22 protein-coding genes and 1 pseudogene are annotated in these 25,889 nt (G+C 70.0%); 14 read left to right on the top strand and 9 right to left on the bottom strand.

Going from position 1 to position 25,889, the window contains the following annotated elements:
• The 3 genes from PUR56_RS18455 to PUR56_RS18445 form a co-directional block, all read right to left on the bottom strand.
• On the bottom strand, positions 1–705 hold a 705-nt coding region (locus tag PUR56_RS18455; RefSeq protein WP_329949743.1), incomplete at its 3' end, for a class I SAM-dependent methyltransferase.
• A 29-nt stretch (positions 706–734) separates the two neighbouring features.
• On the bottom strand, positions 735–1,709 hold the full coding sequence (locus tag PUR56_RS18450) for an NAD(P)/FAD-dependent oxidoreductase (RefSeq protein WP_329949751.1): 975 nt from the start codon (positions 1,707–1,709) through the stop codon (positions 735–737).
• Positions 1,710–1,959: 250 nt separating this feature from the next.
• Positions 1,960–2,949, bottom strand: a complete 990-nt coding sequence (locus PUR56_RS18445) for a hypothetical protein (RefSeq protein WP_329949742.1) — start codon at positions 2,947–2,949, stop codon at positions 1,960–1,962.
• A gap of 270 nt (positions 2,950–3,219) precedes the next feature.
• On the opposite strand from PUR56_RS18445, the gene PUR56_RS18440 reads away from it, so the two are divergent.
• A complete protein-coding gene (locus PUR56_RS18440) occupies positions 3,220–4,278 on the top strand; it encodes an aldo/keto reductase (RefSeq protein ID WP_329949741.1) in 1,059 nt (352 codons plus the stop codon).
• A gap of 55 nt (positions 4,279–4,333) precedes the next feature.
• Here PUR56_RS18440 and PUR56_RS18435 read toward each other — a convergent pair whose 3' ends face one another.
• Positions 4,334–5,230, bottom strand: coding sequence for an NAD(P)-dependent oxidoreductase (locus tag PUR56_RS18435; protein WP_329949740.1), 897 nt, complete (start codon positions 5,228–5,230; stop codon positions 4,334–4,336).
• Between the two features lie 98 nt (positions 5,231–5,328).
• Here PUR56_RS18435 and PUR56_RS18430 point away from each other — a divergent pair, with 98 nt between their 5' ends.
• Positions 5,329–5,694 (top strand): winged helix-turn-helix transcriptional regulator, encoded by a 366-nt coding sequence (locus PUR56_RS18430; RefSeq protein ID WP_329949739.1) that lies wholly within the window; start codon positions 5,329–5,331, stop codon positions 5,692–5,694.
• A gap of 130 nt (positions 5,695–5,824) precedes the next feature.
• Here PUR56_RS18430 and PUR56_RS18425 read toward each other — a convergent pair whose 3' ends face one another.
• The gene (locus tag PUR56_RS18425) at positions 5,825–6,247 is read right to left on the bottom strand and encodes a DUF350 domain-containing protein (RefSeq protein WP_329884643.1); all 423 of its coding nucleotides are present in this window, start codon (positions 6,245–6,247) and stop codon (positions 5,825–5,827) included.
• Positions 6,248–6,408: 161 nt separating this feature from the next.
• On the opposite strand from PUR56_RS18425, the gene PUR56_RS18420 reads away from it, so the two are divergent.
• From PUR56_RS18420 to PUR56_RS18400, 5 genes are all read left to right on the top strand, one after another.
• Positions 6,409–6,840 carry a hypothetical protein gene (locus PUR56_RS18420; protein WP_329949738.1) on the top strand — a complete coding sequence of 144 codons (432 nt, stop codon included), beginning with the start codon at positions 6,409–6,411 and terminating at the stop codon, positions 6,838–6,840.
• 6 nt (positions 6,841–6,846) lie between these two features.
• Positions 6,847–8,076, top strand: a complete 1,230-nt coding sequence (locus PUR56_RS18415) for a glutathionylspermidine synthase family protein (RefSeq protein ID WP_329949737.1) — start codon at positions 6,847–6,849, stop codon at positions 8,074–8,076.
• A 221-nt stretch (positions 8,077–8,297) separates the two neighbouring features.
• Positions 8,298–9,458 carry an acyltransferase family protein gene (locus tag PUR56_RS18410; protein ID WP_329884649.1) on the top strand — a complete coding sequence of 387 codons (1,161 nt, stop codon included), beginning with the start codon at positions 8,298–8,300 and terminating at the stop codon, positions 9,456–9,458.
• Positions 9,459–9,699: 241 nt separating this feature from the next.
• Complete coding sequence (locus PUR56_RS18405; RefSeq protein WP_329949736.1) at positions 9,700–10,731, top strand: Fic family protein; 1,032 nt, start codon at positions 9,700–9,702, stop codon at positions 10,729–10,731.
• 46 nt (positions 10,732–10,777) lie between these two features.
• On the top strand, positions 10,778–12,592 hold the full coding sequence (locus PUR56_RS18400; protein WP_329949735.1) for an NHL domain-containing thioredoxin family protein: 1,815 nt from the start codon (positions 10,778–10,780) through the stop codon (positions 12,590–12,592).
• A 112-nt stretch (positions 12,593–12,704) separates the two neighbouring features.
• On the opposite strand, the gene PUR56_RS18395 is transcribed toward PUR56_RS18400, so the two are convergent.
• Together PUR56_RS18395 and PUR56_RS18390 are read right to left on the bottom strand one after the other, a co-directional pair.
• Entirely contained in the window at positions 12,705–14,018 is a 1,314-nt protein-coding gene (locus tag PUR56_RS18395; RefSeq protein WP_329884665.1) for a M18 family aminopeptidase, read from the bottom strand.
• 335 nt (positions 14,019–14,353) lie between these two features.
• On the bottom strand, positions 14,354–16,183 hold the full coding sequence (locus PUR56_RS18390) for an acyl-CoA dehydrogenase (protein WP_329949734.1): 1,830 nt from the start codon (positions 16,181–16,183) through the stop codon (positions 14,354–14,356).
• A gap of 227 nt (positions 16,184–16,410) precedes the next feature.
• Between PUR56_RS18390 and PUR56_RS18385 the strand changes: the two genes are divergently transcribed.
• From PUR56_RS18385 to PUR56_RS18370, 4 genes and pseudogenes are all read left to right on the top strand, one after another.
• Complete coding sequence (locus PUR56_RS18385) at positions 16,411–16,911, top strand: SseB family protein (protein WP_380354552.1); 501 nt, start codon at positions 16,411–16,413, stop codon at positions 16,909–16,911.
• A 123-nt stretch (positions 16,912–17,034) separates the two neighbouring features.
• Positions 17,035–17,259, top strand: a pseudogene (locus PUR56_RS18380) (pirin family protein); the annotation flags it as partial.
• Between the two features lie 93 nt (positions 17,260–17,352).
• A complete protein-coding gene (locus tag PUR56_RS18375; protein WP_329949733.1) occupies positions 17,353–18,309 on the top strand; it encodes a pirin family protein in 957 nt (318 codons plus the stop codon).
• A gap of 134 nt (positions 18,310–18,443) precedes the next feature.
• Positions 18,444–19,280: a PE-PGRS family protein gene (locus tag PUR56_RS18370; RefSeq protein ID WP_443034525.1), complete on the top strand. Its 837-nt coding sequence runs from the start codon at positions 18,444–18,446 to the stop codon at positions 19,278–19,280.
• Here the strand turns inward: PUR56_RS18370 and PUR56_RS18365 are convergent.
• On the bottom strand, positions 19,210–20,901 hold the full coding sequence (locus tag PUR56_RS18365; RefSeq protein ID WP_329949731.1) for a PE-PGRS family protein: 1,692 nt from the start codon (positions 20,899–20,901) through the stop codon (positions 19,210–19,212). The two genes, PUR56_RS18370 and PUR56_RS18365, sit on opposite strands and share 71 nt — an antisense overlap.
• Positions 20,902–21,055: 154 nt before the next feature.
• Between PUR56_RS18365 and PUR56_RS18360 the strand changes: the two genes are divergently transcribed.
• The 3 genes from PUR56_RS18360 to PUR56_RS18350 all read left to right on the top strand — a co-directional run bounded on the left by PUR56_RS18360 (position 21,056) and on the right by PUR56_RS18350 (position 25,317).
• Positions 21,056–23,197, top strand: coding sequence for a sensor histidine kinase (locus PUR56_RS18360; RefSeq protein ID WP_329949730.1), 2,142 nt, complete (start codon positions 21,056–21,058; stop codon positions 23,195–23,197).
• A gap of 36 nt (positions 23,198–23,233) precedes the next feature.
• Positions 23,234–24,418 (top strand): hypothetical protein, encoded by a 1,185-nt coding sequence (locus PUR56_RS18355; RefSeq protein WP_329949729.1) that lies wholly within the window; start codon positions 23,234–23,236, stop codon positions 24,416–24,418.
• A gap of 236 nt (positions 24,419–24,654) precedes the next feature.
• The gene (locus PUR56_RS18350; protein WP_329949728.1) at positions 24,655–25,317 is read left to right on the top strand and encodes a hypothetical protein; all 663 of its coding nucleotides are present in this window, start codon (positions 24,655–24,657) and stop codon (positions 25,315–25,317) included.
• A gap of 28 nt (positions 25,318–25,345) precedes the next feature.
• Here PUR56_RS18350 and PUR56_RS18345 read toward each other — a convergent pair whose 3' ends face one another.
• On the bottom strand, positions 25,346–25,531 hold the full coding sequence (locus tag PUR56_RS18345) for an AbrB/MazE/SpoVT family DNA-binding domain-containing protein (protein WP_329949750.1): 186 nt from the start codon (positions 25,529–25,531) through the stop codon (positions 25,346–25,348).
• Positions 25,532–25,889 lie beyond the last annotated feature (358 nt).

Here is a 25,889-nt window from a genome sequence, read left to right as displayed (position 1 = left end):
GTCCTCCACCGTGGCGACCGAGCCGGGCAGTTCGGCCCGCATGCCGCTGAAGGTGTCCTCGTGGGCGGCGTCCAGCCGGGCCTGGAGGCCCGGGCGGCCGAGCCCGAGGTCGCGGGGGAGGAAGCGCGCGGGCAGACCGCGTTCGACCACGGCCAGCAGACCGCCCGGGCGCAGCGCCCCGGCCAGGGCGGTCAACGCGGCCTGCTGGTCGCCCAGGTGGTGGATCGCGTTGGCGGACCAGATCAGGTCGGCGGCGCCCAGGGCGGTGAAGTCGTCGGGCAGGTCGGCCTGTTGGGTGGTGATCCGACCGGCCGAGCGGGCCCGGGCGCGGTCCAGCAGGGCGGCGGACTGGTCGACGGCGACCACCTCGGCGGACGGGAAGGCGTCCGCGAGCAGGCCGGCGATCACCCCGGGGCCGCTGCCGACGTCGAGCACCCGGTCGACCGCGACACCGTCCAGCAGCCCGCGGAGCCAGTGCGCGGCCTCGGTGACGGCGGGGGCCCGGAGTTCGGCCTCGCGTTCCAGGTGGGCGGCGAGGGCGTCCCAGTCGAAGTCCGTTCCGGGGCCCTGGTGGTGGCCGTGGCCGTGGCCGTGGCCGTGGGTGTGGCCGTGGCCGTGGGTGGGAGTGGGGGTGTCGGCGGGACCGTGGACCCGGCCGTTCCCTTCCCGGTGCCCGGGGTCCTGGTGGGAGTGGTCGTGCGGCATGGCGTACTCCGTTCCGTCGGTGGTCGGCTTCACTGCGGTACAGCGGCGGTGGCGGCGATGGCGGTGGTCGGGACCGGGACGGCGGCGAGTGCCCGCTCGACGTCCTCGTCCACCAGGTCGTGGTTGATCGCGAACGCGGCCGCCGCCCCCGCCCCGGCGGCGGTCACCACCTGGGCCCGCGGGTCGGCGACGTTGCCCACCGCCCAGACGCCCGGCACGCCGGTGCGGCCCGCGCCGTCGGTGGTCACCCAGCCCTGGGCGTCCCGCTCGCAGCCGAGGTCCGACAGCAGCGCGTCCCGGGGCACCATCTGCGGGAAGAGGAAGACCGCCTCGCGGGGCACCGCCCGGCCGTCGGCGAGTTCGACGCCGCGCAGCCGGTCGTCCTCGACGACCACCCGCGCGACCGGACCCTCGACGACGCGCACGCCCCGGGCGTCGAGCCGGGCCCGGTCGGCCTCGGAGAGCTCCACTGCCTGCGGGAAGAACACCACGTCGGCCGACCACTGCCGGACGAGCAGCGCCTGGTGCACCGAGCCCGGGTGGGTGCCCAGGACGCCGAGCGGCCGGTCACGGACCTCGTAGCCGTGGCAGTACGGGCAGTGCAGCACGTCGCGGCCCCACCGCTCGGCCAGGCCGGGCAGATCCGGCAGTCCGTCGCGCAGGCCGGTGGCGACGACCACCCGGCGGGCCCGCAGCACCCGGCCGCCGGCCAGGTGGACGAGGAAGCCCGCGAACGGGGCGCCGGCGCCGTGGCGGACGCCCGGGACCGGCTCGACGCGGTCCACCCGGGCATCGAGGAGGTCGCCCCCGTACCCCTCGACCTCCTCGCGGCCGACCGCCAGCAGCGCGGCCGGGGACATCCCGTCCCGGGAGAGGAAACCCCGCAAGTGGGCGGCGGGCGCGTTGCGCGGTCGGCCGGTGTCCACCACGGCGACCCGGCGGCGCGCCCGGGTCAGCACCAGCGCGGCGTTCAGGCCGGCCGCGCCCGCGCCGACCACCACCACGTCGTAGTCCCCCGGGTCACGGCCCCCGGCACCGACGGCGTCGGCTCCCGCGAAGCCCTCGAATCCCTCGAAGCCGTCCGTACGGTCGGTCCCGTCGGTCCCGTCGGCACGGTCGGTCCGGTCCCGGCGGCTCTCCGCCCCCGGACTGATCTGCTGGTCGCTCACGGCGATCACCTCCACCGCCAGGCTGCGGTGAACGGTGCCCACCGGGCAACTTTCGTTGCCGTTTCCGCAACAGGCGCCGGGGCGCTCAGCGCGTGCGCCGCCAGTAGTCGCGGGCGGCCACCGCCAGCGCCGCCCCGTAGACCGCGAAGGCGCCGAGGCCGATCCAGCAGACCAGCAGGGCGTCACCCGCCGTCGGGAAGTCCCCGGGCCGGACCTCGACCACGCCCGCCGTGGCGAGTGCGGCGTACCCCACGCCGACCACGCCGTACGGCGCGAGCGTCCCGGCTCCCAGCAGGGCGGGGAGGAGCGGCAGGGGACGGGGCACACGACGGCCGCTCAGCAGCAGGGTCCAGCGCGGGAAGACCTGCCCCCAGGGCCGGACCAGGCCCCACAGCAGGAACGCCCCGAGCGCCGCGAGCAGCGCGGTCGGATCCAGGCCCCAGGACTCCAGGGCCAGCCAGAGCCCGGAGGCACCGTTGCGTTCGGACGCGGCCCGCATCGCGGCGCCGCTCACCCCGGCGAAGGTACCGCCGAACGCCCAGGTCAGCTTCATCACGACGTACGGGAGGAATGCCACGGTCCCGGCCCAGGCCGCCAGTTGGACCACCGGGGGCGCTGCCTGCCCAACCGCGGCAGGCCCCGACGGGACGCCCCGCGACGACGGAGCCGCCGCCCCGGCCCGCGCCGTCCCCGCGAGCAGCACCGCCCCGAGCGCCGCGAGCACGTGCTGCGCCGCACCCGGCACGCTGTCCACACCCTGGCCGAAGAGCAGCGTGACCACGTCCATCAGCAGGCTGAACGCCCCCGCCCCCGCCGATGCGCAGAGTACCCAGAGGGCCGTCCGCAGCACCGGACGCGGCCCGGACACGGCCACCGCCGCGCCGGTCACCGCCGCGGCCAGGCCGACCGCCGCCACCGCCCACCCCACCCAGCCGGCACCGAACAGCGCCGTCCCGCTCACCGCGCAGCCGACACCGAGCGCCGTGTACGCGACGCCCCACCCGGCCGCGGCCCGCCCGTCGGTGACCCACCTCGCCGGCCCCCGCCGCGTCGTCCACCCGCTCGTCGTCGCCATGCCCTCACGCTCGCACCGGCCCCCCGGCCCGGACCTCCCCCGCCCGGACGAACCCGCTCCCCCCACCGGGGGAGCCCGCCACCGGCGGCGCCGCCACGCTCCGCCCTCGCCGCGCCGTCCCCGACGCGCGCCCGTCCCTTGCCCTGGAGCGCGCTCCAGCCCGTAGCGTCGACACCGAGGGCGCCGGGCGGAACGGGCGGCACCGCCGTTCCCGACACACCGCCGTTCCCGAAGCACGCACCACCACCCGTCACCAGGGGGACGAGAACCATGCGCTACCGCATCCTCGGCGGCACCGGCATCGAGGTGAGCACCTACTGCCTCGGCACCATGATGTTCGGCGCGGTCGGCAACCCCGACCACGACGACTGCGCCCGGATCATCCACACCGCCCTCGACGCGGGCATCAACTTCGTCGACACCGCCGACATGTACTCCGGCGGCGAGTCCGAGGAGATCGTGGGCAGGGCCCTGCAGGCCCGGGGCGACCGCGACGACGTCGTCCTCGCCACCAAGGTGCACTTCCCGATGGGCGAGGGCCGCAACCGGGGCGGCAACTCCCGGCGGTGGATCGTCCGGGAGGTCGAGGAGAGCCTGCGCCGGCTGCGCACCGACCGGATCGACCTCTACCAGGTGCACCGGCCCGACCACCGCACCGACGTCGAGGAGACCCTCTCCGCCCTCGGCGACCTGGTCCGGGCCGGCAAGATCCGCGCCTTCGGCTGCTCGACCTTCCCCGCCGAGGAGATCGTCGAGGCCCACCACGTGTCCGAGCGGCGCGGCCTGCCCCGCTTCCGGACCGAGCAGCCGCCGTACTCGCTGCTCGCCCGGGGCGTCGAGCGGCACGTCCTGCCGACCGTGCGACGGCTCGGCATGGGCGCGCTGACCTGGTCCCCGCTCGCGTCGGGCTTCCTCACCGGCCGCTACCGCAAGGGCCGGCCGATCGACCTGAGCACCGGCCGCGCCGCCCTCACCCCGGCCCGGTTCGACCCGTCGCTCCCGGTCAACGCGGCCAAGCTGGACGCCGTCGAGGAGCTGACCGCCGTCGCGGAGGGCCTCGGCCGCACCCTGCCGGAGCTGGCCATCGCCTTCCCGCTCGCGCACCCGGCGGTCACCTCGGTGATCATCGGCCCGCGCACCCTCGGCCAGCTGGAGTCGGCCCTCAAGGGCGCCGACCTCGTGCTGGACGACGCCGCCCTCGACCGGATCGACGCCGTCGTCCCGCCCGGCACCGACCTCTACCACCCGGACGGCGTCTGGCGGCCGCCCGCCCTCACCGACCCGGCCCTCCGCCGCCGTCCGGCCACCGACCGCCCGGCGGCGGGCTGACCCGCCGCCACGCCCGCCACGCCCAGCGCGCCCGCCGCGCCGGCCGGGCCCGCCACTACCGCCGCAGCAGGTCGATCACGCCGGTGAGGTCCTCGCCGCCGTTCCGGCCGTCCTCGGCCAGTCGCCGCTGCATCAGGGCGAAGTAGGGCGTCAGCAGCTCCGGGCTGACGCCCTGCTCCTCGGCGGTGCGCAGGAAGGTCGGCACCCCGGCCACCTGCATGGCGAGGTTCGAGACGACGCCCCGGGTGTAGTCGCCGGCCTCCAACTGCGCGGCGGTCGCCGCCACCGAACCGGTCATGGCGGTGAGCCACGACGTGAGCAGCGGCGCGAACCCGCCCGGGGCGACGGACTCGGACCGGACCAGCGCGAAGGCGTGCGCGACGCCGGCGAACATGCCGTACATCGCGCTCAGCAGCGCCACGTCGTGCAGCGCGGCGAGCCCGGCGTCCTCGCCGACGTAGTCGGTGCCCGCCGGGGCGGCCAGGACCTCCCGGTGGTCCTCGAACAGCGCGCGCGAGCCGCTGTAGAAGACGTACGGCCCGGCCGCGGGGACGCCGATCATCGGCGGGACGGCCATGATCCCGCCGTCCAGGTACCGGGCGCCGCGACCGGCGGCCCAGGCGGCCCGGGCCCGGGCCTCACCGGGCGTGCCGGTGACCAGGTTGACGACGTCCTTGCCCGTCAGGTCGGCGTCGGCGAGCGCCTCCTCGACCGAGGCGTCGTCGAGCAGGCAGACCACCACCAGCCGGTTGGCGGCGACCGCCGCGGCAGCGGTGGAGGCCACCGCTGCGCCCCGGGCGGCGAGCGGTTCGGCGCGGGCGGCGGTGCGGTTCCAGACGGTCAGCAGGTACCCGGCGGCGAGCCAGGCGTCGGCCAGCGCGGTGCCCATCGCGCCGAGGCCGAGCAGGGTGACGGGGGTCTTCGAAACGGTGTCGGCTGCGTTCTCTGTCATGCCGGTCAGGCTCGCCCCCGGGCGCCGGAACGCTCAAGTACGCACTTCGAAGTGGGTGGTTACCCTGGGGTGAGCGAACAGGTCGGAGAGGTGGGGGCATGGCGACCGTACCGAGGCCCGGCGCGTACGTGTGCGGGATCGACGCCGCGATGGACGTGATCGGCGGCAAGTGGAAGGTCCTGATCCTCTGGGCGCTGGCCGAGCGGCCGGACTGCCGGTTCGGCGAGCTGCGCCGCCGGGTACCGGGGATCACCGAGAAGGTGCTCGCCGCCCACCTGCGCGAGCTGGAGACGGACGGTGTCGTGCACCGCGAGTCGTACGACGAGGTGCCGCCGCGGGTCGAGTACTCGCTGACGGCGGTCGGGGAACGGCTCAACGAGGCGCTGGCCCCGCTCGGCGCCTGGGGGCGCGAGCACGTCCTGGGCGCCGACCCGCACGCCGTGCCGGGCCCGCTGCCGGCCTGAGGGCACGCGCCCGGGAGCCCGCGCGCCCGGGCGTGCCCGCGCCGCCCGCCCACTCGGGACGAACGGGCGGTCACATCGGAGGGGCGGCCGTCAGGACCGGCGCACGGACGGGCAAGCAGTCAGGCGGACGTCAGGCGATCGAGGCCGACACGATCGCCGCCACCGCGAGGTTGCAACTGGCGGTCACCCAGACCGCCGGGTGCGGCTCCGGGTCGACCAGGATCGCGCCGAGCTTGCCCGGCGTCAGCACGTCCACCACCCAGAACGCGACGGCCATCAGCACCAGGCCCAGCACGCCGAAGCTGATCGTCGAGGCCAGGCCCTTCCCGAAGTCCTCGTACGTGTAGAGGATCGCGGTGAAGACGATGCCGCCGATGCCGAGCAGCGCCGAGCTGAGCAGCACGGCGGCGTTGCGGTTGCGCTCCACCCAGATCTGCCGGCCGAGCTTGCCCGGCGTCAGGAGGTCCACCAGGAGGATGCCGAGGAGCAGCAGCACCACGCCGACCCCGCCGAATGCGGCAGCCGCGCCGAGACCGTTCAGGATGTCGTTCATGGATGTCCGTCCCCCGGTTGCACGTGTGTCGCTGGGCCGACCGCCGTCCGGCGCGGTCCCACGGTCAAGGATCGGCAAAAGATATCCCATCGGACCCGGCCGCGGCCGGGGAACGGGCCCCCCTCCCGTAACATCCGGCACCGCGCGTACCATCGGGCGCCATGACGCAGTCCCTGCCCGCCGCCCCCGCTCCGAGACCGGACGCACCCGCCCGGATTCCGGACGCCGGGACCCCGGACGCCGCCCCGCCCCCCGCCGTCGCGGAGCCGGCCACCACGCCCTCCGCCGTGGCGCCGGCCGGGCGCCGCCGCTCGGGCTTCGTCACCCTCGGCATGGTCGGCACGCTCGCTCTGGCCCTGTCCGGCTGCTCGTCCTCCTCCGGCAGCAACCCGCCGAGCCGCTGCGTCGACCCCGGCACCCTCAAGGTGCTGGACCGGCACGCCTGCACCGGCACCGGCACCGCCACCGCGGGCCGCTGGTACTACTGCGGCTCCGGCTCCGCGACCGCCCTCGGCGGCACGTTCGACAAGGCCGCCACCAAGCGCGGCGGCTTCGGCTGCCCGTCGGGCTCCAGCGGTTCGGGCGGGGGCTGATCCGCCGTGCGCCGCCGCACCGTCACCCCGCGCCCGGACTGGCTGGCCACCGTGGAGAGCCAGGGCCTGATCTACGCCATGTGCTCCGACCCCTGCAACCAGGGCGGCCCGCACGCCTACTGGGACGAGTCCGCGTACTACGAGTTCTCGCTGCCCGAGGTGGAGGCGCTGGAGGAGGTCGTCGAGGAGCTGCACGAACTGTGCCTGGCCGCCGCCGACCACGTGGTCCGCACCGGCCGGTTCGCCGACTACGGCATCACCGACCCCCGGCTGGCCGCCGCGGTCGCCGAGTCCTGGCGCCGGCGCGACGAACAGCCCGCCCTCTACGGGCGGTTCGACCTCGCGTACGACGGCACCGGGCCGGCGAAGCTCTTCGAGTACAACGCCGACACCCCGACCTCGCTGATCGAGGCGGCCGGCCCGCAGTGGTTCTGGATGGAGGAGCGGTTCCCGGGCGCCGACCAGTGGAACTCGCTGCACGAGCGGCTGGTGGCCTCCTGGACCCGGCAGAAGCACCTGCTGCCACCCGGCCCGGTGCACTTCGCGCACTCGCGCGGCGACACCGAGGGCGAGGACTGGATGACGACCCTCTACCTCCAGGAGTGCGCCGAGCAGGCCGGCATCGAGACCGTCGGCATCGCCATGGAGGACATCGGCTGGGATCCTCTCTCGGGCCGCTTCGTCGATCTCGAACACCACTTCGTCCGCGCCGCGTTCAAGCTCTACCCGTGGGAGTGGCTGGCCTCCGACGAGTTCGGCCCCCAGCTGCTGGACGTCATCGACCACGGCGGCTCCACCGGCTCCACGCTGTGGATCGAGCCGGCCTGGAAGATGCTGCTCTCCAACAAGGCGCTGCTGGCCGTGCTCTGGGAGCTGTTCCCGGGCCACCCCAACCTGCTGCCCGCCTACCTGGACGGCCCGCGCGAACTCGCCGACCCGGACGGGCCCGGTTACGCGGCCAAGCCGCTGCTCGGCCGCGAGGGCGCCGGCGTGCGGATCGTCGAACCGGGCGGCCGCGAGACCCGCCTCGCCGAGTGGGCCGGCGACCCGGACCGCTACGGCGCCGAGGGCCACTGCTACCAGCAGTTGCACCCGCTGCCCGACTTCGACGGCAACCGCCCGGTGCTCGGCACCTGGGTGGTGGACGGCGAGTCGGCGGGCCTCGGGATCCGCGAGACCGACGACAGCCCGATCACCCACCAGGGCGCCCGCTTCCTCCCGCACGTCATCGTCTAGGACGGGCCCGTCGGCGGCCCTCGGTACACGGAACCTTCACGCCCGGCACAGGATGGTCAAGAACGGGCACGGTCGGTCATGATGTCGGGTGCCCCGATCGAGCGGGCCCTCCCGGGTGCCGCGCCGACGGCACCTGCCCCGACGCGCCCCGCACCACCCCGTACGCCCCTCGTACCGCCCTCCCCGCACCGACCCTGCCCGTACCGTCCCGGAGACCCGCCATGCGCAGACTGACCCACGCCGAGTTCCTCGCCATGAGGAGGTTCGACGCACTGGACGGCCTGCGCGCGATCGCCGCCGTGATCGTGGTCTTCTTCCACTACGGCGGCCCGCAGTCGAAGTTCCTCTCCGGCTGGATCGGCGTCCACACCTTCTTCGTCCTCTCCGGCTTCCTCATCACAACCCTGATGCTGCGTGAGAAGGACCGGACCGGGCGGATCTCGCTGCGGAACTTCTACATCCGGCGAATATTCCGGATCGTGCCGCTGTACTACGTCGGGCTGCTGATCACCATGCTCGCGGTCTACCGGTCCGGGTACAGCTGGAACGTCCTGATGAACCACCTGCCGCACTTCCTCGGCTTCATGAACGAGTACCAGCTGGCCGGCGACACCCCGTACCTGCACACCTGGACCATCGGCATCGAGCAGAAGTTCTACCTGGTCTGGCCGCTCGCGCTGATCCTGGTCGGCCTGATCTCCGAGAAGCTCCGCACGCCCCTCGCCGTGGCCGCCATCGTGCTCGTCCTGATCCCGTACAACACGACCTGGGAGGGGATGGGCATCCACTACTCGGTGCTGCTCACCGGCGCCCTGCTCGCCGTCGTGCTGCACCACCGCCTGGGCTTCGCCCTGCTGAGTCCGCTCACCCACCCGGTGGTGGGCGTGGTCGCCGGGGCCGGATTCGTCGTCCTGCACCAGCACATCCCCGACATCACGGCCCACTTCGGTGACGAACGGCCCACCGTGTTCCTGTACGGCGTCGGCGTCGCGCTCCTGCTGCCCACCCTGATGGCTCCCGGCCCGGGCCGCTGGGTGCTCTCGCTGCGCCCGCTCGTCTTCGTCGGCGAACGCTCCTACGGGCTGTACCTGCTCCAGGCCACGGCCGTGCCCGTCGCCGTCACCCTGGCGCCGTGGATCTCCGGGCAGTCCCCGCTGTTCGCGACGGCCGCCTGCCTGGTCGCCCTGTTCGCCGCCGACGCGCTGCACCGCCGCGTGGAGACGCCGATGATCGAGGTCGGCCGCCGCCTGATCAAGTGGTTCGACGCCCGCGCCGCCCGCAAGGGCCCGGCCGACCCGGCCGTGGAGGCGGGTACCGGTACCGGCACCGCGCCGAAGGCCGAGCCCCGGACCGACCCGGCCCTCGCCGGCGGCCCCCGGTAGCCCCCGCCCACCCCCGTCCGCTCCACCCCCGCCCACCCCGTCCGTGGAGCGGACGGCACGGCAGAGTCGGCGCGGACGCCCTCGCCGCCTTCCGGAGCAGGACCACAGCCCTGGATTTCCGCCTCCGCCGGGATCTCTCCGCCACAGGGCCTACATGAACGGGTCAAGCCTTCGGCGGCTCCTAAAGTTGATAAGTTCAATTAGCCACTCATGGCATGTATCAACTCTGGGGAGAGCGACGTTGGCCGGACGAGGCAGGCCCAGCCGCAGTACCGTCTACAACCGACTCGCCGGCGCGCTGACCGAGCTGAACGAGCGCTTCGGCGGACTCCCCAACCCCAGAGAAGCGCGGGAGATCTGGGACGACATCTGGCACCAGGAAGCACACCACTCCACCGCGCTCGAAGGCAACACGCTGGTCCTGCGTGAAGTGCAAGCGCTCCTGGACCGAGGGCGAGCCGTCGGAGCAAAGCCGCTCAGCGAGTACAACGAGGTCCAGGGATACGCCGACGCCGCCCGCTGGGTCTACGGCCAGGCACTCGAACCCGACGCCTGGCACGATGGCCGTCTCGTGACCCTCGGCGAGATTCGCCATATCCACCACGCCGCGATGACCCCGGTCTGGAACGTCGCACCCCATCCGGAGGCGGGCGACCGCGAAGGACCCGGCAACTTCCGCGAACACGACATCGCCCCCTTCGCCGAGGGGATGACGCCGCCTCGCTGGCCGCTGGTGCCCGCGCAGGTCGAGCAGTGGGTCACCGAGGTCTGCGCTCTCGGCCAGATGGTCGAGAAGGGTTCGGACACCGACCGCCCGCTCCCCGAGGAACTGGCCCGCATCCACAACCGGTTCGAACGGATCCATCCGTTCCTCGACGGCAACGGCCGCACCGGGCGACTGGTCATGAACCTCGTCCTCGTCCGCCTCGGGTACCCGCCGATCATCATCTTCAAGCGGCAGCGGGACGCGTACCTGACCGCGCTGCGCAGGGCGGACGCAGGAGACTGCGGCACCCTCGGCGAGCTGATCGCCAGAGCGATGGAAGACAATCTCAACCGCTTCATCGTCCCCAACGTGGCCGGCCCGGCCAGGATGGTCCCGCTCGCCGCGCTCGTCGACGAAGAGCTGTCCCTCGCCGCGCTCCGGCAGGCGGCTCAGCGCGGCCGCCTGAACGCCGCACAGGGCACCGACGGAGTCTGGCGTTCGTCACGCAAGTCCGTCGATGCCTACAAGGCCGCCAAGCATCAGCGCAGGCCCCGCTCCACGGCATGAACCCTGCTCCGGAATGCGGACACCGCCCGTGATGTTTGATTGGGGCATGGCTTCTCGTGCACGTGTCCGCGCCCCCGAACTGGTCGGCGCCGGTGGATGGCTCAACACCGGCGGCAAGGAACTCACCCTCGCCGACTTCCGGGGCAAGATCACCATCCTGGATTTCTGGACCTTCTGCTGCGTCAACTGTCTGCACGTCCTGGACGAGCTGCGCGAGCTGGAGGAGAAGCACCGCGACACCGTGGTGATCGTCGGCGTGCACTCCCCCAAGTTCGTGCACGAGGCCGACCACCGGGCCGTGGTCGACGCCGTCGCCCGGTACGAGGTGCACCACCCGGTGCTGGACGACCCGGCGCTCGTCACCTGGAAGCAGTACGCGGTGCGTGCCTGGCCCACGCTGGTGGTCATCGACCCCGAGGGGTACGTCGTCGCCCAGCACGCCGGCGAGGGGCACGCGCACGCCATCGCGCGGCTGGTCGAGGAGCTGGAGGCGGAGCACGCGGCGAAGGGGACGCTGCGGCGCGGCGACGGCCCGTACGTGGCGCCCGAGCCGACCGCCGGGGACCTTCGGTTCCCCGGCAAGGCGGTCCTGCTCCCGAACGGCCACTTCCTGGTGGCGGACTCCGGCCACCACTCGCTGGTCGAGCTGGAGGCGGACGGCGAGACCGTGGTCCGCCGGATCGGCGACGGCGTGCGCGGGCTGGTGGACGGCACCGCACCCCGGTTCAGCGAGCCGCAGGGACTGGCGCTGCTGCCGGCCGGCTCCGCGTACGACGTGATCGTGGCCGACACCGTCAACCACGCGCTGCGCGGCGTCCGGCTCTCGGACGGCGGGGTGACCACCCTGGCGGGCACCGGGAAGCAGTGGTGGCAGGGGTCCGCGACCGACGGTCCGGCCCGTGAGGTGGACCTCTCCTCGCCGTGGGACGTCGCCTGGTTCGACGGCCGGGTGTGGATCGCCATGGCCGGCGTCCACCAGCTCTGGTCGTACGACCCGGCCACCGCCACGGTGGGCGTCGCGGCGGGCACCACCAACGAGGGCCTGGTCGACGGACCGGCCGCCGAGGCCTGGTTCGCCCAGCCGTCCGGGCTGGCCGTCTCGGCGGACGGCGAGCGGCTCTGGGTCGCCGATTCGGAGACCTCGGCGCTGCGCTGGGTTTCACGTGAAACCAAGACCGTGCAATCCGCCGTCGGCACCGGCCTGTTCGACTTCGGGCACCGGGACGGCGCGGCCGGGCAGGCACTGCTCCAGCACCCGCTGGGCGTCACCGTGCTGCCGGACGGCTCGGTGGCCGTCAGCGACACCTACAACCACGCGCTGCGCCGCTTCGACCCGGCGAGCGGCGAGGTCACCACGCTCGCCACCGACCTGCGCGAGCCGTCCGGCGCCGTCCTGGTCGACGGCGACATCGTGGTGATCGAGTCGGCCCGGCACCGGCTGACCAGGCTGCGGCTGCCCGAGGAGGCCGTCCAGGTGGACGCGGTCGCGCACCGCACCCGGCGGGCCGCCACCGAGGTCGCACCGGGCGCGTTCCGGCTGGACGTGGTCTTCTCGGCGCCCACCGGCCAGAAGCTGGACGAGCGGTACGGCCCCTCCACCCGGCTGCTGGTCAGCGCGACCCCGCCCGAGCTGCTGGTCTCCGGCGCGGGCGCGGACACCGCGCTCTCCCGCGAGCTGGTCCTCTCCGACCGGGTGACCGAGGGCGTGCTGCACGTCTCGGCGATGGCGGCGTCCTGCGACGACGACCCCGCGGTCGAGTACCCGGCCTGCCACGTCCACCAGCAGGACTGGGGTGTGCCGGTGACGCTCGGCGCCGACGGCGCGCGCCGGCTGCCGTTGGTGCTGGCGGGCCTGGAGTAGGCACCGGCCCGACCGGGGCCCGAGGGGCCCGACCTGCGGAAGGGGCCCGGCGAATCCGCCGGGCCCCTTCCGTGTGCGGCGCCGTCGTGCGGCGCCGTCGCGCTGTGGCGCGTCAGCCCTCCAGGAAGGCCTTGATCGCGCCGGCCAGAAGGTACGGGTCGTCCGCCCCGCACAGTTCGCGTGCCGAGTGCATGGAGAGCGCGGCGATGCCGCAGTCCACGGTCTGGATGCCGAGCCGGGCTGCTGTGATCGGGCCGATCGTCGTACCGCAGGGCATGGCGTTGTTGGAGACGAAGGTCTGCCACGGCACGCCGGCCTTCTCGCAGGCCGCCGCGAAGACGGCCCGGCCGACGCCGTCCGTCGCGTACCGGTTGTTGACGTTGACCTTGAGGATCGGCCCGGCGTTCGGCATCGGGTGGTGACCCGGCTCGTGCCGCTCGCTGTAGTTCGGGTGGACGGCGTGCCCCATGTCGGAGGAGAGGCAGACGGTGCCGGCCAGCGCCCGGGCACGGTCCTCCACGCCGCCGCCGCGCGCGTACACGGTGCGCTCCAGCACGTTGCCGAGCAGCGGGCTCTGCGCGCCGGTGTCCGACTCGCTGCCGGTCTCCTCGTGGTCGAACGCGGCCAGCACCGGGATGTAGGGCAGCTCGACGCCGTCCGTCTCGGCCGCGGTGGCGACGGCGGCCAGTGCCACGGCGGCGGCGTGCACCGAGAGGAGGTTGTCCAGCCGCGGACCGGCCAGCAGCTCGCGGTCCCGGCCCAGGTAGGAGGCGGGCTGGACGTCGTGCGTCATGAGGTCCCAGCCGACCACGTCGGCCGCCTCGACCCCGGCCCGCCGGGCGACGTACTCGATCAGCGAGCCCTCGTCGACCGGCCCGAGGCCCCAGATCGGGGTGAGGTGACGCTGCTTGTCCAGCTTCATGCCCTCGTTGACCTGCCGGTCCAGGTGGATCGCCAGCTGCGGCACGCGCAGCAGCGGCTCGTCCAGCTGGACCAGCCGCTTGCTGCCGTCACGCAGGGTGAGCCGGCCGGAGAGGCCGAGGTCCCGGTCGAGCCAGGTGTTGAGCGGCACTCCGCCGTAGATCTCCACCGCGACCTGGCGCCAGCCCGCCGAACCCGTGTCGGGGATCGGCTTGACCCTCAGGTTCGGCGAGTCGGTGTGGGTGCCCACGATCCGGAACGGTGTCTCCGGGCCCGCGCCGTGCGGGACGTACCAGGCGATCAGCGCGCCGCCCCGGACCACGTACCGGCCCCCGGTCGTCGCGTCCCAGGCGTCCGTTTCCAGGACCTGCCGGAAACCCGCTTTCTCCAGTCGCTCGGCAGCGCTCGCGACCGCGTGGTAGGGCGACGGCGAGGTTCCGAGAAAGGCGATCAGGTCATCGGTGTGCGTCCGGTCGAAGAAGGCCTGGCGGGCGGCGGTCGACATGCTGCTCCTGGGTCGAGGGAGGGCCGGAGCCGAAATGGGGGAACGGCTTCGCACCTTGAGCATATGCCCGTACACGGACATGACACTCGGAGCAGCCCAACGGATGCAGAACGCTGACGCAACCGTGAACTGACGGCCGGACGGAAGTCCGGACCCGGCGGGTCCGGCCGCCGCAGGGGAGTTGACGCCCGCCCCGATGGCTCGGCGTCAGGCTACCGTCCGCCTCCGCGCCCGCCCCGCCGGGGCTGCCCCGCCGGAACCGGGTACGCCGAAGGGCCCGGGTGCACCGGGCCCTTCGGCGTGAGGGTGGGGTCAGGCGGTCAGTGCGGGCGGCGTCAGAACGCCTCCTCCGGGAGGTCCATGATCTCGTTGTCGATGCCCTCGGCGATCAGGCGCTGCGGGGTGACGGTCGGCAGGATGTTCTTCGCGAAGAAGCGGGCCCCCGCGACCTTGCCCTGGTAGAAGGCGACGTCCTTCTCCGGGGCACCGGCCTCCAGCTTGGCCAGGGCCACCGCGGCCTGGCGGAGCAGCAGCCAGCCGACCACGACGTCGCCGGAGACCATCAGCAGGCGGGTCGTGTTGAGGCCCACCTTGTACATGTTCTTGACGTCCTGCTCGACCGAGGAGAGGTCGGCGAGGAGCTTGCCGATGATGGCCTCCAGGTCGCCGGCGGCCTTGGCGAGCAGCTCGCGCTCGGTGGCCAGGGCGTCGCCGCCCTCGGCCGAGGCGAGGAACTTCTGGATCTGCTCGGACAGGGCGGTGAGCGCCTGGCCGCCGTCCTTGACGATCTTGCGGAAGAAGAAGTCCTGGCCCTGGATGGCCGTGGTGCCCTCGTAGAGGGTGTCGATCTTGGCGTCCCGGATGTACTGCTCGATCGGGTACTCCTGCAGGTAGCCGGAGCCGCCGAAGGTCTGCAGGGACTGGGCGAGCTGCTCGTAGGACTTCTCCGAGCCGTAACCCTTGACGATCGGGAGGAGCAGGTCGTTGAGGCGCTCGGCGGCCTCGTCGTGCTCGCCGCGCAGGCGGGCGGCGGCCATGTCGTCCTGGGTGGACGCGGTGAAGAGCACCAGGGCGCGCATGCCCTCGGCGTACGCCTTCTGGGTGAGCAGCGAACGGCGCACGTCCGGGTGGTGGGTGATGGTGACGCGCGGGGCGGTCTTGTCCAGGAACTGCGAGATGTCCGCGCCCTGCACGCGCTCCTTGGCGTACTCCAGGGCGTTCAGGTAGCCGGTGGAGAGGGTGGCGATGGCCTTCGTGCCGACCATCATGCGCGCGAACTCGATGATCTTGAACATCTGGCGGATGCCGTCGACGGTCTCGCCGAGCAGCCAGCCCTTGGCCGGGTGCTTGGCGCCGAAGGTCATCTCGCAGGTGTTGGAGGCCTTGAGGCCCATCTTGTGCTCGACGTTGGTGGCGTAGACGCCGTTGCGCTCGCCGAGCTCGCCGGTCTCCCAGTCGAAGTCGAACTTCGGGACGATGAAGAGGCCCAGGCCCTTGGTGCCCGGCTTGCCGCCCTCGGGGCGGGCCAGCACCAGGTGGATGATGTTCTCGGACATGTCGTGCTCGCCCGAGGTGATGAAGCGCTTCACACCCTCGATGTGCCAGGAGCCGTCCTCCTGCTTGATCGCCTTGGTGCGGCCGGCGCCCACGTCCGAACCCGCGTCGGGCTCGGTGAGGACCATGGTGGAGCCCCAGAGGCGGTCGGTCATCCGCTTGGCGACCTCCAACTGCTCCGGGGTGCCCTCCTCGGCGATGACGCCGGCGAAGGCCGGGCCGGAGGAGTACATCCAGATGGCCGGGTTCGAGCCGAGGATCTGCTCGGCGAACGCCCAGATCAGCGAGTTCGGCGTGACCTGGCCGCCGATCGACTCCGGGATGCCCAGGCGCCACCACTCGGCGTCCATGAATGCCTGGTAGCTCTTCTTGAACGCGGCCGGGATCGGCGCGGTGCTGGTCTCCGGGTCGAAGACCGGCGGGTTGCGGTCGGTGTCGGTGAAGGACGCGGCGAGGTCGCTCTCGGCGAGGCGCGCGATCTCGCTCAGGATGTTCTTCGCGGTCTCGACGTCCATGTCCGCGAACGGTCCGGTGCCGTACACCTGCTCGCGGCCGAACACCTCGAAGAGGTTGAACTCCACGTCCCGCAGGTTGGACTTGTAGTGACCCATCGCCGTTTTCTCCGGTTCGTCGCTTCCGGGAGACCGCCGCGTTCGGGCGCCCCGTACCCACCAGTACGCATCATGATGCTACCCGGCGGTAACTTGTTTCAAGCCCTCACCGGGGAATCCTCGGAGGAATTCGCTATGAACGTGGTCACGTCCCACAACCCGGACCGACCACTCCTTGTCAGGATCGGCGCCCGCACGGGTGGCCGCGCTCCCGATAGCCTGTCCGTGTGTACGGCTATGACCAGAACGCATACCCGGGCGATCCCTACCAGCAGGCGGGGCCGCAGCCGGGCATGAACGGCATGCCCGGCCCCGGCCCGTACGGCGAGCAGCCGCCGGGCGCACAGCAGTCCCTCTACCCGGAACCGTCGCCGCCCTCACTCGCGGACGCCGTCCGGGCCTTCACCACCGGCTCGATGGCGGTGGAGGACTTCCAGGCCATCTTCATCACCTCCAAGGTGCACTGTCCGCGCGGCGAGCGGCCCGGCTTCCTGGCGCTGCACAACACGCCGACGCCGGTGATCCCGATGTTCAGCTCGCTGAAGGAACTGCGCCGGTACGCCGGCAAGGACTCCAAGCACTTCACCGTCACCGGCGCCGAGGTCCTGGACCTGCTGCCGACGGGGTACGGCTTCGCACTGGACATGGAGGGCGAGCACCGGATGGTGTTCGACGCCAAGGCGGTCGAACAGATGGTCGACTTCACCATGCGCCGGATGTACGGCTAGGAGGGGCGCGCGGGAGGCCGCGGCTCCGCCCCGACCAGATGGTTCAAAATTCAACTTGCCTCTTGTTGAGAATTGAACTAATCTCGTGGACGTAGGCCAGAGGAAACCCCGAAGGAGGCCGACATGCCCGCCGTGACCGTCGACAACCCGTTGATCCTCCCGCGCGTCGCCACCCCCGACCCCGTCGTCGCCCGTCCCGTGCTCTCGGTGGTCACCGCCCCCGAAGGCTACGAGGGCGAGGGCTTCCCGGTCCGCCGCGCGTTCGCGAAGGTCAACACCAAGTACCTCGACCCCTTCATCATGATGGACCAGATGGGCGAGGTGGAGTACGCCGCCGGGGAGCCGAAAAGCTAGTCCAGTTGGGGGACTAGTCGCAACAGGGCCCTGACCTGCGAAGACGCAGGACGAACATCGCAATCCAACCCAACCGAGGAGGCCGGCATGCCTGCCGTGACCGTTGAGAACCCGCTGATCCTGCCGCGCATCGCGGCCCCCGCCGAGGGCTCTGTCGCCCGCCCCGTCCTGGCCGTCTCCACCGCCCCCGAGGGCTTCGAGGGTGAAGGCTTCCCCGTCCGCCGCGCCTTCGCCAAGATCAACCAGAAATACCTTGACCCGTTCATCATGATGGACCAGATGGGTGAGGTGGACTATGCCGCTGGGGAGCCGAAGGGAACCCCTTGGCATCCGCACCGGGGCTTCGAGACGGTCACCTACATCATCGACGGCACCTTCATCCACCGGGACTCCCACGGCGGCGGCGGCGTCATCACCGACGGCGACACCCAGTGGATGACGGCCGGCTCCGGCCTCCTCCACATCGAGACCCCGCCGGAGTCCCTGGTCATGTCCGGCGGCCTGTTCCACGGGCTGCAGCTCTGGGTGAACCTGCCCGCTGCGGACAAGATGATCGCGCCCAAGTACCAGGATATCCGGGGTACGAACGTGAAGCTGCTCGCCTCCTCGGACGGCGGCGCGCTGGTGCGGCTGATCGCCGGTGACATCGCGGGCCACCAGGGCCCCGGCGCCACCCACACGCCCATCACGATGATCCACGTGTCGGTGAACCCGGGCGCCCAGGTCACCCTGCCGTGGCGGGCTGACTTCAACGGCCTGGCGTACGGCCTGGCGGGCACTGGCTCGGCGGGCGAAGAGCGGCGTCCGTTCCACATGGGCCAGTCCGTGGTCTTCGGCGAGGGCGACTCCCTCACCATCCGGGCGGACGAGACCCAGGACTCCCGCCAGGCCAACTTCGAGGTCGTCCTTCTCGGCGGCCTGCCCATCCGCGAGCCCGTCGCCCACTACGGCCCGTTCGTCATGAACAGCCACCGCGAGCTCCAGCAGGCCATGGAGGACTTCCAGGCCGGCCGCCTCGGCACCATCCCCGCCGACGCGAACTGATCACGCCACAGGTGGGTGGCGGAGCCGTTATACCCGGCTCCGCCACCCACCTGTTCCGGCGCCCCTGACCACCACGAACTGCAGAGAAGTGGTAGCGAGACCCCGACCTGACCTGGCTCAATAGCAGGACGGAGATCGGCGAGAACTGGGCGTACCGAGCCCAGCCCAAGGTGCTCGGCAGTGCGGTCCGCCGGGTGGAAATCGTCCGGGTCGGCGGGCCGCGCCGGGCCACTCAGGTGCACATCCGATTCCTCGAAGGCGAGGACGCCGGCCTGCAGGACTGGGTCGCCCCCGCATCCCTGGTCTCGTTGTGGGACGACGTCGCGGTCTTCCGAAGCGATGATGCCGCTGAACTGGCGTTGGTCGAGGCATCCCGGCACGTACGGAAGACTGCGGAGTTCGAGACCGCTCGGATGGTTCTCGGCTTCGTCCGCCCCAAGAGCCAAGTGCGGCTGCGCACGACGACGGCCGATGCCGGCCTGCTGGAGCTCACCGCTCTCGATGCCACCGCTGACCGTCTCGGGCTCGATGCTGTCGAGCTGCGTGCCGATCCGATGGTTCACGAGACCCGGACCGGCCTGTTCCTGACGGGTTGGCCGGTCACGGAGCGGATCGCACGACGGGCCGCAGAGGTCTTGGCCGAGGAGATCCTCCCGGAGGTCGAACGCCGACAGGAAGTCCTCGACCAGGAACGCGCGCAACCATCATGGCAATCGTGGAACCGCCGTGACGACCGGAAGCTGCAGGCGGACGACGACATGCTCCGGACGGTCCGGGAGTGGTGCGGTCAGGAGCGGGTTGAGCGCTTCGACGAGCTGCTCGCCCTACGGGCCGAGGTCGAGCGGCTCGGCACCGTCGTCGAACGGGCTGTGAAAGCCCTGCGCGACCGAGGGCACGGCGTCATCGCCTCCACCATTGAGCGCGACCTCGGGGTCCGTATCTCCAGCCTTGGTCCCGAGGTGCGGCGCTGACATCGCGCCACTGATCGTCCTGCTGACGTGACTGGCCGGGCTCAGCAGGCGGCGCCTCCTTCTCCGGCCGATGCGGGCTCCACCCGTTGAGGAAAGGCCGGAGCGCGTCGCCCGAGGGTTCGGTTTCGAAGACCTCGACGCCGAGCCCGCTCCCGGGCGCTGTCGGGTCGATCCGATCCGCCTCGGTTCTGCCCCAGAAGGACCACTCACGGAACCGCTGTGCCTCTACCGGATCGTCGGCCCGGCTCGCGGCCTCGTCCAGCGCCGCGCAGAACTCCCTGATCTCCCGTGCTCCCTGCCAGCGCTCCAGAGCTGAACCGAACCGTTCGAGGCGTGAGGCTTCGACGGCCCTGCCCCTGGCCGCGGCGACCGCGGCCTGCCAGTCCCGCTGCTGGCGTTCCTTCCTCTCGGCCGCCTGCCGTTGCCGCTCGGCCTCCGCCTTCTCCCGTTCCTCCCGCAGTCGGCGTTGCTCTGCTTCGCGCTCCAGCTGAAGGCGCTCCTGTTCCTCAGCGCGGGTCTTCAACACCCGGAAGAGTGAACTGATCTGCTCCTCCAGCGGTCGCTTCGGAGTATCGGCGTAGTCCTCCTTCCAGCCACCGCTGTGCCCGTAGCCGTAGGGGTGCGGTTCGATCACGTGCAGGTCGAGTTCACCGGACGGCTCGGACCGATAAGCGGGAGTCACCCGCTGCCAGTCGTGCGTCTTGCGCCGTCCCGTGGCCTGGGGCACGTACTTGACCTGCTTCTGCCGCTCTTTGAAGCTCAACTCCCAGGTCCTGCCGTGAACGGAGAGCATCGGACGCGGCTGCTTCCGCTTCTTGGACACCGTCACGTCACCATGGCGCGACAGCGCCTCCTGCGCGATGAGACGGACGATCGCCAGTATCCGAGGCAGCACCTCATCGGAGACCTCGAAGGCGCTGTGGTCGGCCTCCAGAGCTGCGATCAGAGCGTCCACGTCCGTGAGGACCCGGCTGCGCTGAAGACGGATCCGGTTCCACTCGGTGTCGTCCAGCCCGTTGTCACGGAGGAGGCCGAGGAAGAAGTCGCCCTTCTCCCGGCCGCTGTACTTCAGCTGGTATCCGTCAGGCGCGCAGGTTCGCGCCGCGTCGAAAGAGCGCCGCAGCCTTGCTCGCTCCTCCGGCGCCGGATCGGGGATCGTCAGGAAGCGTCCCGCCTGCTGGACCTGCTCGATCAGCGCCGGGCCGCTCACGGCCCTGGACTCCTTCGGCTGCTTCGGCCGTTGCCGCTCTGCCGGCGCCTGGGTGGCGGCTTGGTCGCGCGGCGGGTCCATCTCCGTGGGTCCGCTCTTCGACGCCGTGTCGGCGGGAGCCCGGACCGTGGTCTTGGGCTTTGGAGCCGGGCGGTCCGGGTGATGCCCTTGCTCCAGGTAGAAGCGGCCGGCGTCGGTGATCTCCGCTCGCCACTTCACCCCCTCGGCCTTCGGCATGCTGATGAGCCCGCGCTCCTTCAGAGCACGGGCGCTGTGGGCGAGTTCAGACTCATCCGAGGTGACCGGGTTCCCATCGCCGCCGACGCGGGTCAGAAGAGAGAGCTGACGCTCATTGAGAGGTGACCAACGAAGCATGCTGCCGTCGTACCCCGTCAGCACGAGCTGTGGCAAGCGCGTAGAGCCGGGGTCACATGCCGTCTACCCGATCATGTGCACGAACCCTGCGGAGCCTCGAGCTCCGATACCTGGCGCCACGTCAGTTCATGTACCTGAAGGTGGCCCTGATCCATCAGACATAACCTATTATCGGCTGCGGGAGGCCACTATGCCGACGCTCCGCCCTCGCGCGAGGCTGCTGCACACAATCGGTACGGAACTCATCAGTAGCGAGACTGTTGCGGTCGTCGAGTTGGTCAAGAACGCTTACGACGCGGACGCGAGCTGCGTCGTGCTGAGCTTCACCGGCGAGTTGCAGCAGGGGGACGGGCAGTTGTCCGTACTGGACGACGGCTCCGGCATGACCAGTGAAACCGTGGCTGGCGTGTGGCTTGAGATCGCCACGCCGTACCGCTCACAGACGAGGACGACCCGGCGAGGACGACGCGTGCTCGGGGAGAAGGGGGTCGGCCGGTTCGCCGCTGCTCGTTTGGCCGACTCGATGACACTCATCAGCAGGCCGGAAGCGGGAGGGCCCCAAGTCGTCGTTGACGTTGACTGGCAACTCTTCCGTAATCCAGAAGCATATCTGGACGAGATCTCAATCAGCGTGGCAGAGCAGCCGCCCACAGACTATGCCAGCGATGGGCGAGTGGCATCCCTTTGGAGACGGAGCGATCTCGATCCGAAGGATCACGGCACCCTAATGCTCCTCAATGGCCTCACACGAGCCTGGGGCGAACCGGATATCGTGGCGCTGAGGCGAGATCTGTCCCGGCTGATCACACCCATTGGCCAGGATGGAAATCGTGACTTCGAGATCGTACTCGACCTGCCGCCAGAATTCGATCACTTGGCCGGCTCCATTGATCCTCCAGATGAGTTGATGAACCCGCCGTACAGGTTGACTGGAATGGTCGCAGCCAACGGCACAGCAGACCTTCAGATCTCGTTGCCTGACCAAGACGCCCAGCATGTTCGAGTGGAACTCGACAGGAACCATGAGCACCGGGACGAGTTGGGGGTGCTGGCCTGTGGGCCCTTCTCCATTGACTTGCGGGCCTATGATCGCGACCGGGACTCCATTGCTCAGCTGATCTCGGACGGTTCATTGAGTCTGTCCACCAAAGGGTTCCGCGATCTGCTCAACCAACGAGCTGGTGTGAGTGTCTACCGCGACGGGTTCCGCGTGCTTCCCTTCGGCGAAAAGGGTGACGACTGGCTCACCCTTGACTCCCGACGGGTCAACAGTCCTGCCATGCGCCTCAGCAACTCGCAGGTCATTGGCACTGTCTCGATCGCAGCTGAGGCGAACCCCGGATTGCGAGACCAGACCAACCGAGAAGGTCTTCTACAGGGTCCTGCCTACGATGCGCTTCGTTCCGTCGCCGTTGAGATCATTGCAGAGTTGGAGACCAGAAGGTTCGAGCTCAAGAGGCGGAACTCCAGCCCAGACCTACCCAAGGGCCACGGCCTCTTCGACGACCTGAACCTGGACGATATTTCTGAAGCCGTCCGTCGTTCACACCCGAATGACAAGGCACTTGCTGCGGTCGTTGCCAATGCTGAGCGCAGGATCAGTGTCGGGGTGGGCCGAGTCCGAGAGGTCCTTTCTCGATATCAGAGCCTTGCGACGCTCGGAATGCTGGTGAACCAGGTGGTTCACGACGGACAAAGCTCGGTGGGCCGGATCAGGCGTGTCACTCGTGATGCGGGCGCCTTGCTGAACCAAGCACCGGAGTGTGACGTTCGAGACCAAGCACGCGGCCTTGTTGATGCTGCCGACCGGCAGGGCGACTACTTGGCTCTGCTCTTCAAGCGAATTGCCCCCTTCGGGGGACGACGGCGGGGGCGGCCCAAGAAGGTGGGTGTGTTCGAAACGCTGCGTACCGCCGTGGACGTCCTCCAGAGCCGGATCGAAAAAGTAGGGGCTTTGGTGACCGTCAGTGGCACTGACGAGAATGTGACCATCGATCCAGCCGAGCTCCAAGAAGTGGTGATCAACCTTCTGGACAACTCACTCTACTGGGTCGGCCAGGTACCTCAGGGGTCTCGCCATATTGACCTGAAGGTCGAGCGCCTTGACGACGGTTCCCTGACGCTGGTTGTGGACGACAGCGGGCCTGGCGTACCGGATGAGATCCGCGAGAGTATTTTTCAGCCCTATTTTTCCAGCAAGCCCGAAGGCACTGGTCTCGGACTCTCCATCGTCGGCGAGCGCGTGGGTGATGCCTATGGGGGGACCCTCGAGCTCGTGGAGAGCGAGCTCGGCGGGGCAGCATTCTGCGTGACATTCAACAGACGAGTTTGAACGAGGAAAAAAGTGGAACCGGGACCTGGTGGCACCTTGTCGGAGTGGACTGTTCTCGTGGTCGAGGACAATGACGACTACCGAAAGGACATAGGCGAGCAGCTGAGAAATTCTGACGTCGCCTACGGGGCAGCGCCCCGGGTGATACTCGTGGGCGATTTCTCCGAAGCGGGGAAGATACTTTCCACTGAGGTCATCGACGTAGTAGTTCTTGATGTTCGGGATGACACCTCTGGCAGAGACGACGCCGGCGAGCTTCTCCTGGAAGAGCTAAAACTCATCCGATTCGTTCCAGTCGTTTTCTTCACGGCTTATGCTGAACGGGTGGCATGGCTCGCCCAGGACCCGGTGGTCCAGGTCGTCGGAAAAGACGAACACACCGATGTGCTAGTCCAAGCGGTACGAGCAGCCTTCGAGAGCAAGCTGCCAGTGGCAGTGCGCGGGCTCCTGGATCACGTCCGTGAAGTAGTCCGTGAGTATCTCTGGGATGACCTTGCGAAACAGTGGGGGACCTTGAGCGACTACGGTGCGGAGGAGAAGACCACGCTGCTCGTGGCCAGGCTGGTGCGGTCCCTCGAGCTGACGCTTGCGGTTGAAGGCGAGTCCAGACTCTCTGGCCCCATTGGGCGCGCCCTCGCAAAGCCGAGCAAGTGGCACCCTTCACGTATCTACGTTCTTCCACCAATGGGGGACGAGTTCGACACAGGAGATCTCCTGCGAGACGCCGCTACCGGCCGATACTGGGTTCAACTCACTCCATCGTGCGATCTCGCCAACGGGAAGGCCGAGAGGCACCTGCTCGTATCGGCCTCACCTGTCCTGGAAATCGAAGCTTTCCGATCTTGGCGGCAGGCAGAGACCGAAAGGTCCCGTGCAGCGTTGCATGGCGCTCCATCTGCAACCCTGGTTAATGCCGCCAAGAATCTTCGGGGAAAGTGCAAGATGATCCTACTTGGGAAGATGGATCGGTTCTTCCACTTGCCGAAGTTCATCACTGTTCCGGACCTGCTTGTGGATTTGCAGCACGTTCAGACACCTGCGGCAGACGAGGTGGGCGAATACGAGAGAGTCGCCGGCCTCGCCTCGCCTTGGCCGCAGGTACTCGTGAACCGATTCAACCGGCAGGTCGGCAGGATGGGTTTTGATGACCCTGATGCGGATGCTGCCCTCGATCGGATTTTTCAGCAGCCTGACTTCATTCTTCCAGATGAGCCAGAATAGCCAGCTTCCTCTGCGGTGAACGTCAGATTTTCGATTGCATTCTACTGGCCGAGACCAGAGGGTCGCATTTCAACACCACCTTTCACTTCGCACCCCGCTCGGGCATACAGCTCGCGCGGGGGCCGCCAGAGCGGGAGATCTGCCAGTCTCGCGACGCCCCGTTGCCGAGGCTCTGCACCGAGAGAGTCCCGGGCGGTCCTGCCTGGATACGCCAGCAAGAGGGGATCTGCCCTGTGGTGACTACAGCAGACGGACATGCGGCCGCAGCCTGGCGGGCATCGCTGAAGATCCTTACCGGTGGGGCGAGGGAACTGGAGGCGTGGCAGGACCAACGCTACAAGTTCGCCCATCGTGTCGGTGAGCTTCTGGCAGCTGAGCACTCGGGTCAGAAGCCGATGACCGGTCCCGTCCTCTACGGCGTGTGCCTGGCTGGAACCGGTCTGGCATACGTAGGCCAGACCGAACAGAGCGGTCGGCGGCTGCGCGACCTCCCGATCGGCGAGAGTCACCACCTGGCGAACACCGTTCCCCCCGAAATCTGGGAGCGCGTCGTCGTCGTACAGTGGCCCAACCTCCTGGGGCAACTGCCGCGTCAGGAACAACAGCAGGCCAAGGAACTTGGACCCAAGGTCTGCGGTCTGGTGCTTGAGCACCAGATGCAGCTGCACGCACAGCCCCCTCTCAACAGCCGGCGACGGCAGCACGACGGCCAGTGGCGCCGTAGGCGGCTCGCAGAGAGTCGATCGCTCGGAGCTGTGCATGCGGGCAATCTGCCGAACCTGTACGAACGAGTGCAGGAGGCGTGGGATGAGCTGGCAGGAGCCGAGGCCCCGGCCGGCGCTGAGCCTGTCCGCCTCTCGGCATTCGGGCGCGTGGTCTTCCCATCAGCATTGCTGTGACAAGGGTTCCGATTGTTGAGTGGCAGCCTCAGAGGTGGCCGTGCTCGATGAGGTCTCGGATCGCATCCTCCTGACGGCGCAGGACGATGCGGCCGTCACCGTCGCTGTAGACAACCACCCGAGACCCAGGATCGAGGCCAGCCTCGGCCAGCACTCCCAGCGGGATCTCGACGGACCCGTCCTCGTCCAGCATCGCCTCGGCAGGTTCCCTCATCACCCGATCAGTGTGCCATCGAGGCGCAGGGGCGTGCACATTCCAGTCACGCACTCATCACCTCCGGCTGATTCGAACGCTGCTGACGGTGTTTTGGCTATAGATGCGCTAGATCGAGACAAACTCGCCCACCTGTGTGTGAGGGCTTGAATCCGGCGGTCCTGGCCTCTCATGCTTCTGTGGTCCGGATGAGCGGAAGGTGTCCGGCCATGGCGCCGTGCCATGGCGGCTTCTGGCTCGCGGACCTGGAGATCCCGTGGACACCCCTGTCCTGGGGGTCGGCTCGGCGTACCCGCCGGCGCCGTCGCCCTCCCGTCGACTGCTCTACTCCATTGATCGGGTAGCAATCCCACACAGC

The sequence above is a fragment of the Streptomyces sp. BE303 genome (genome assembly GCF_036290945.1).
Taxonomy (GTDB): domain Bacteria; phylum Actinomycetota; class Actinomycetes; order Streptomycetales; family Streptomycetaceae; genus Kitasatospora.
The sequence above is the reverse complement of the archived record's forward strand: the minus strand, read 5'-3'. Positions and strand labels throughout refer to the sequence as shown.

Excerpts from the sequence above, each read along its gene's own strand:
- PUR56_RS18445 (WP_329949742.1), bottom strand. The coding sequence starts at position 2,949 with ATGGCGACGACGAGCGGGTGGACGACGCGGCGGGGGCCGGCGAGGTGG.
- PUR56_RS18440 (WP_329949741.1), top strand. The coding sequence starts at position 3,220 with ATGCGCTACCGCATCCTCGGCGGCACCGGCATCGAGGTGAGCACCTAC.
- PUR56_RS18435 (WP_329949740.1), bottom strand. The coding sequence starts at position 5,230 with ATGACAGAGAACGCAGCCGACACCGTTTCGAAGACCCCCGTCACCCTG.
- PUR56_RS18430 (WP_329949739.1), top strand. The coding sequence starts at position 5,329 with ATGGCGACCGTACCGAGGCCCGGCGCGTACGTGTGCGGGATCGACGCC.
- PUR56_RS18425 (WP_329884643.1), bottom strand. The coding sequence starts at position 6,247 with ATGAACGACATCCTGAACGGTCTCGGCGCGGCTGCCGCATTCGGCGGG.
- PUR56_RS18420 (WP_329949738.1), top strand. The coding sequence starts at position 6,409 with ATGACGCAGTCCCTGCCCGCCGCCCCCGCTCCGAGACCGGACGCACCC.
- PUR56_RS18410 (WP_329884649.1), top strand. The coding sequence starts at position 8,298 with ATGCGCAGACTGACCCACGCCGAGTTCCTCGCCATGAGGAGGTTCGAC.
- PUR56_RS18400 (WP_329949735.1), top strand. The coding sequence starts at position 10,778 with ATGGCTTCTCGTGCACGTGTCCGCGCCCCCGAACTGGTCGGCGCCGGT.
- PUR56_RS18395 (WP_329884665.1), bottom strand. The coding sequence starts at position 14,018 with ATGTCGACCGCCGCCCGCCAGGCCTTCTTCGACCGGACGCACACCGAT.
- PUR56_RS18390 (WP_329949734.1), bottom strand. The coding sequence starts at position 16,183 with ATGGGTCACTACAAGTCCAACCTGCGGGACGTGGAGTTCAACCTCTTC.
- PUR56_RS18375 (WP_329949733.1), top strand. The coding sequence starts at position 17,353 with ATGCCTGCCGTGACCGTTGAGAACCCGCTGATCCTGCCGCGCATCGCG.
- PUR56_RS18360 (WP_329949730.1), top strand. The coding sequence starts at position 21,056 with ATGCCGACGCTCCGCCCTCGCGCGAGGCTGCTGCACACAATCGGTACG.
- PUR56_RS18345 (WP_329949750.1), bottom strand. The coding sequence starts at position 25,531 with ATGAGGGAACCTGCCGAGGCGATGCTGGACGAGGACGGGTCCGTCGAG.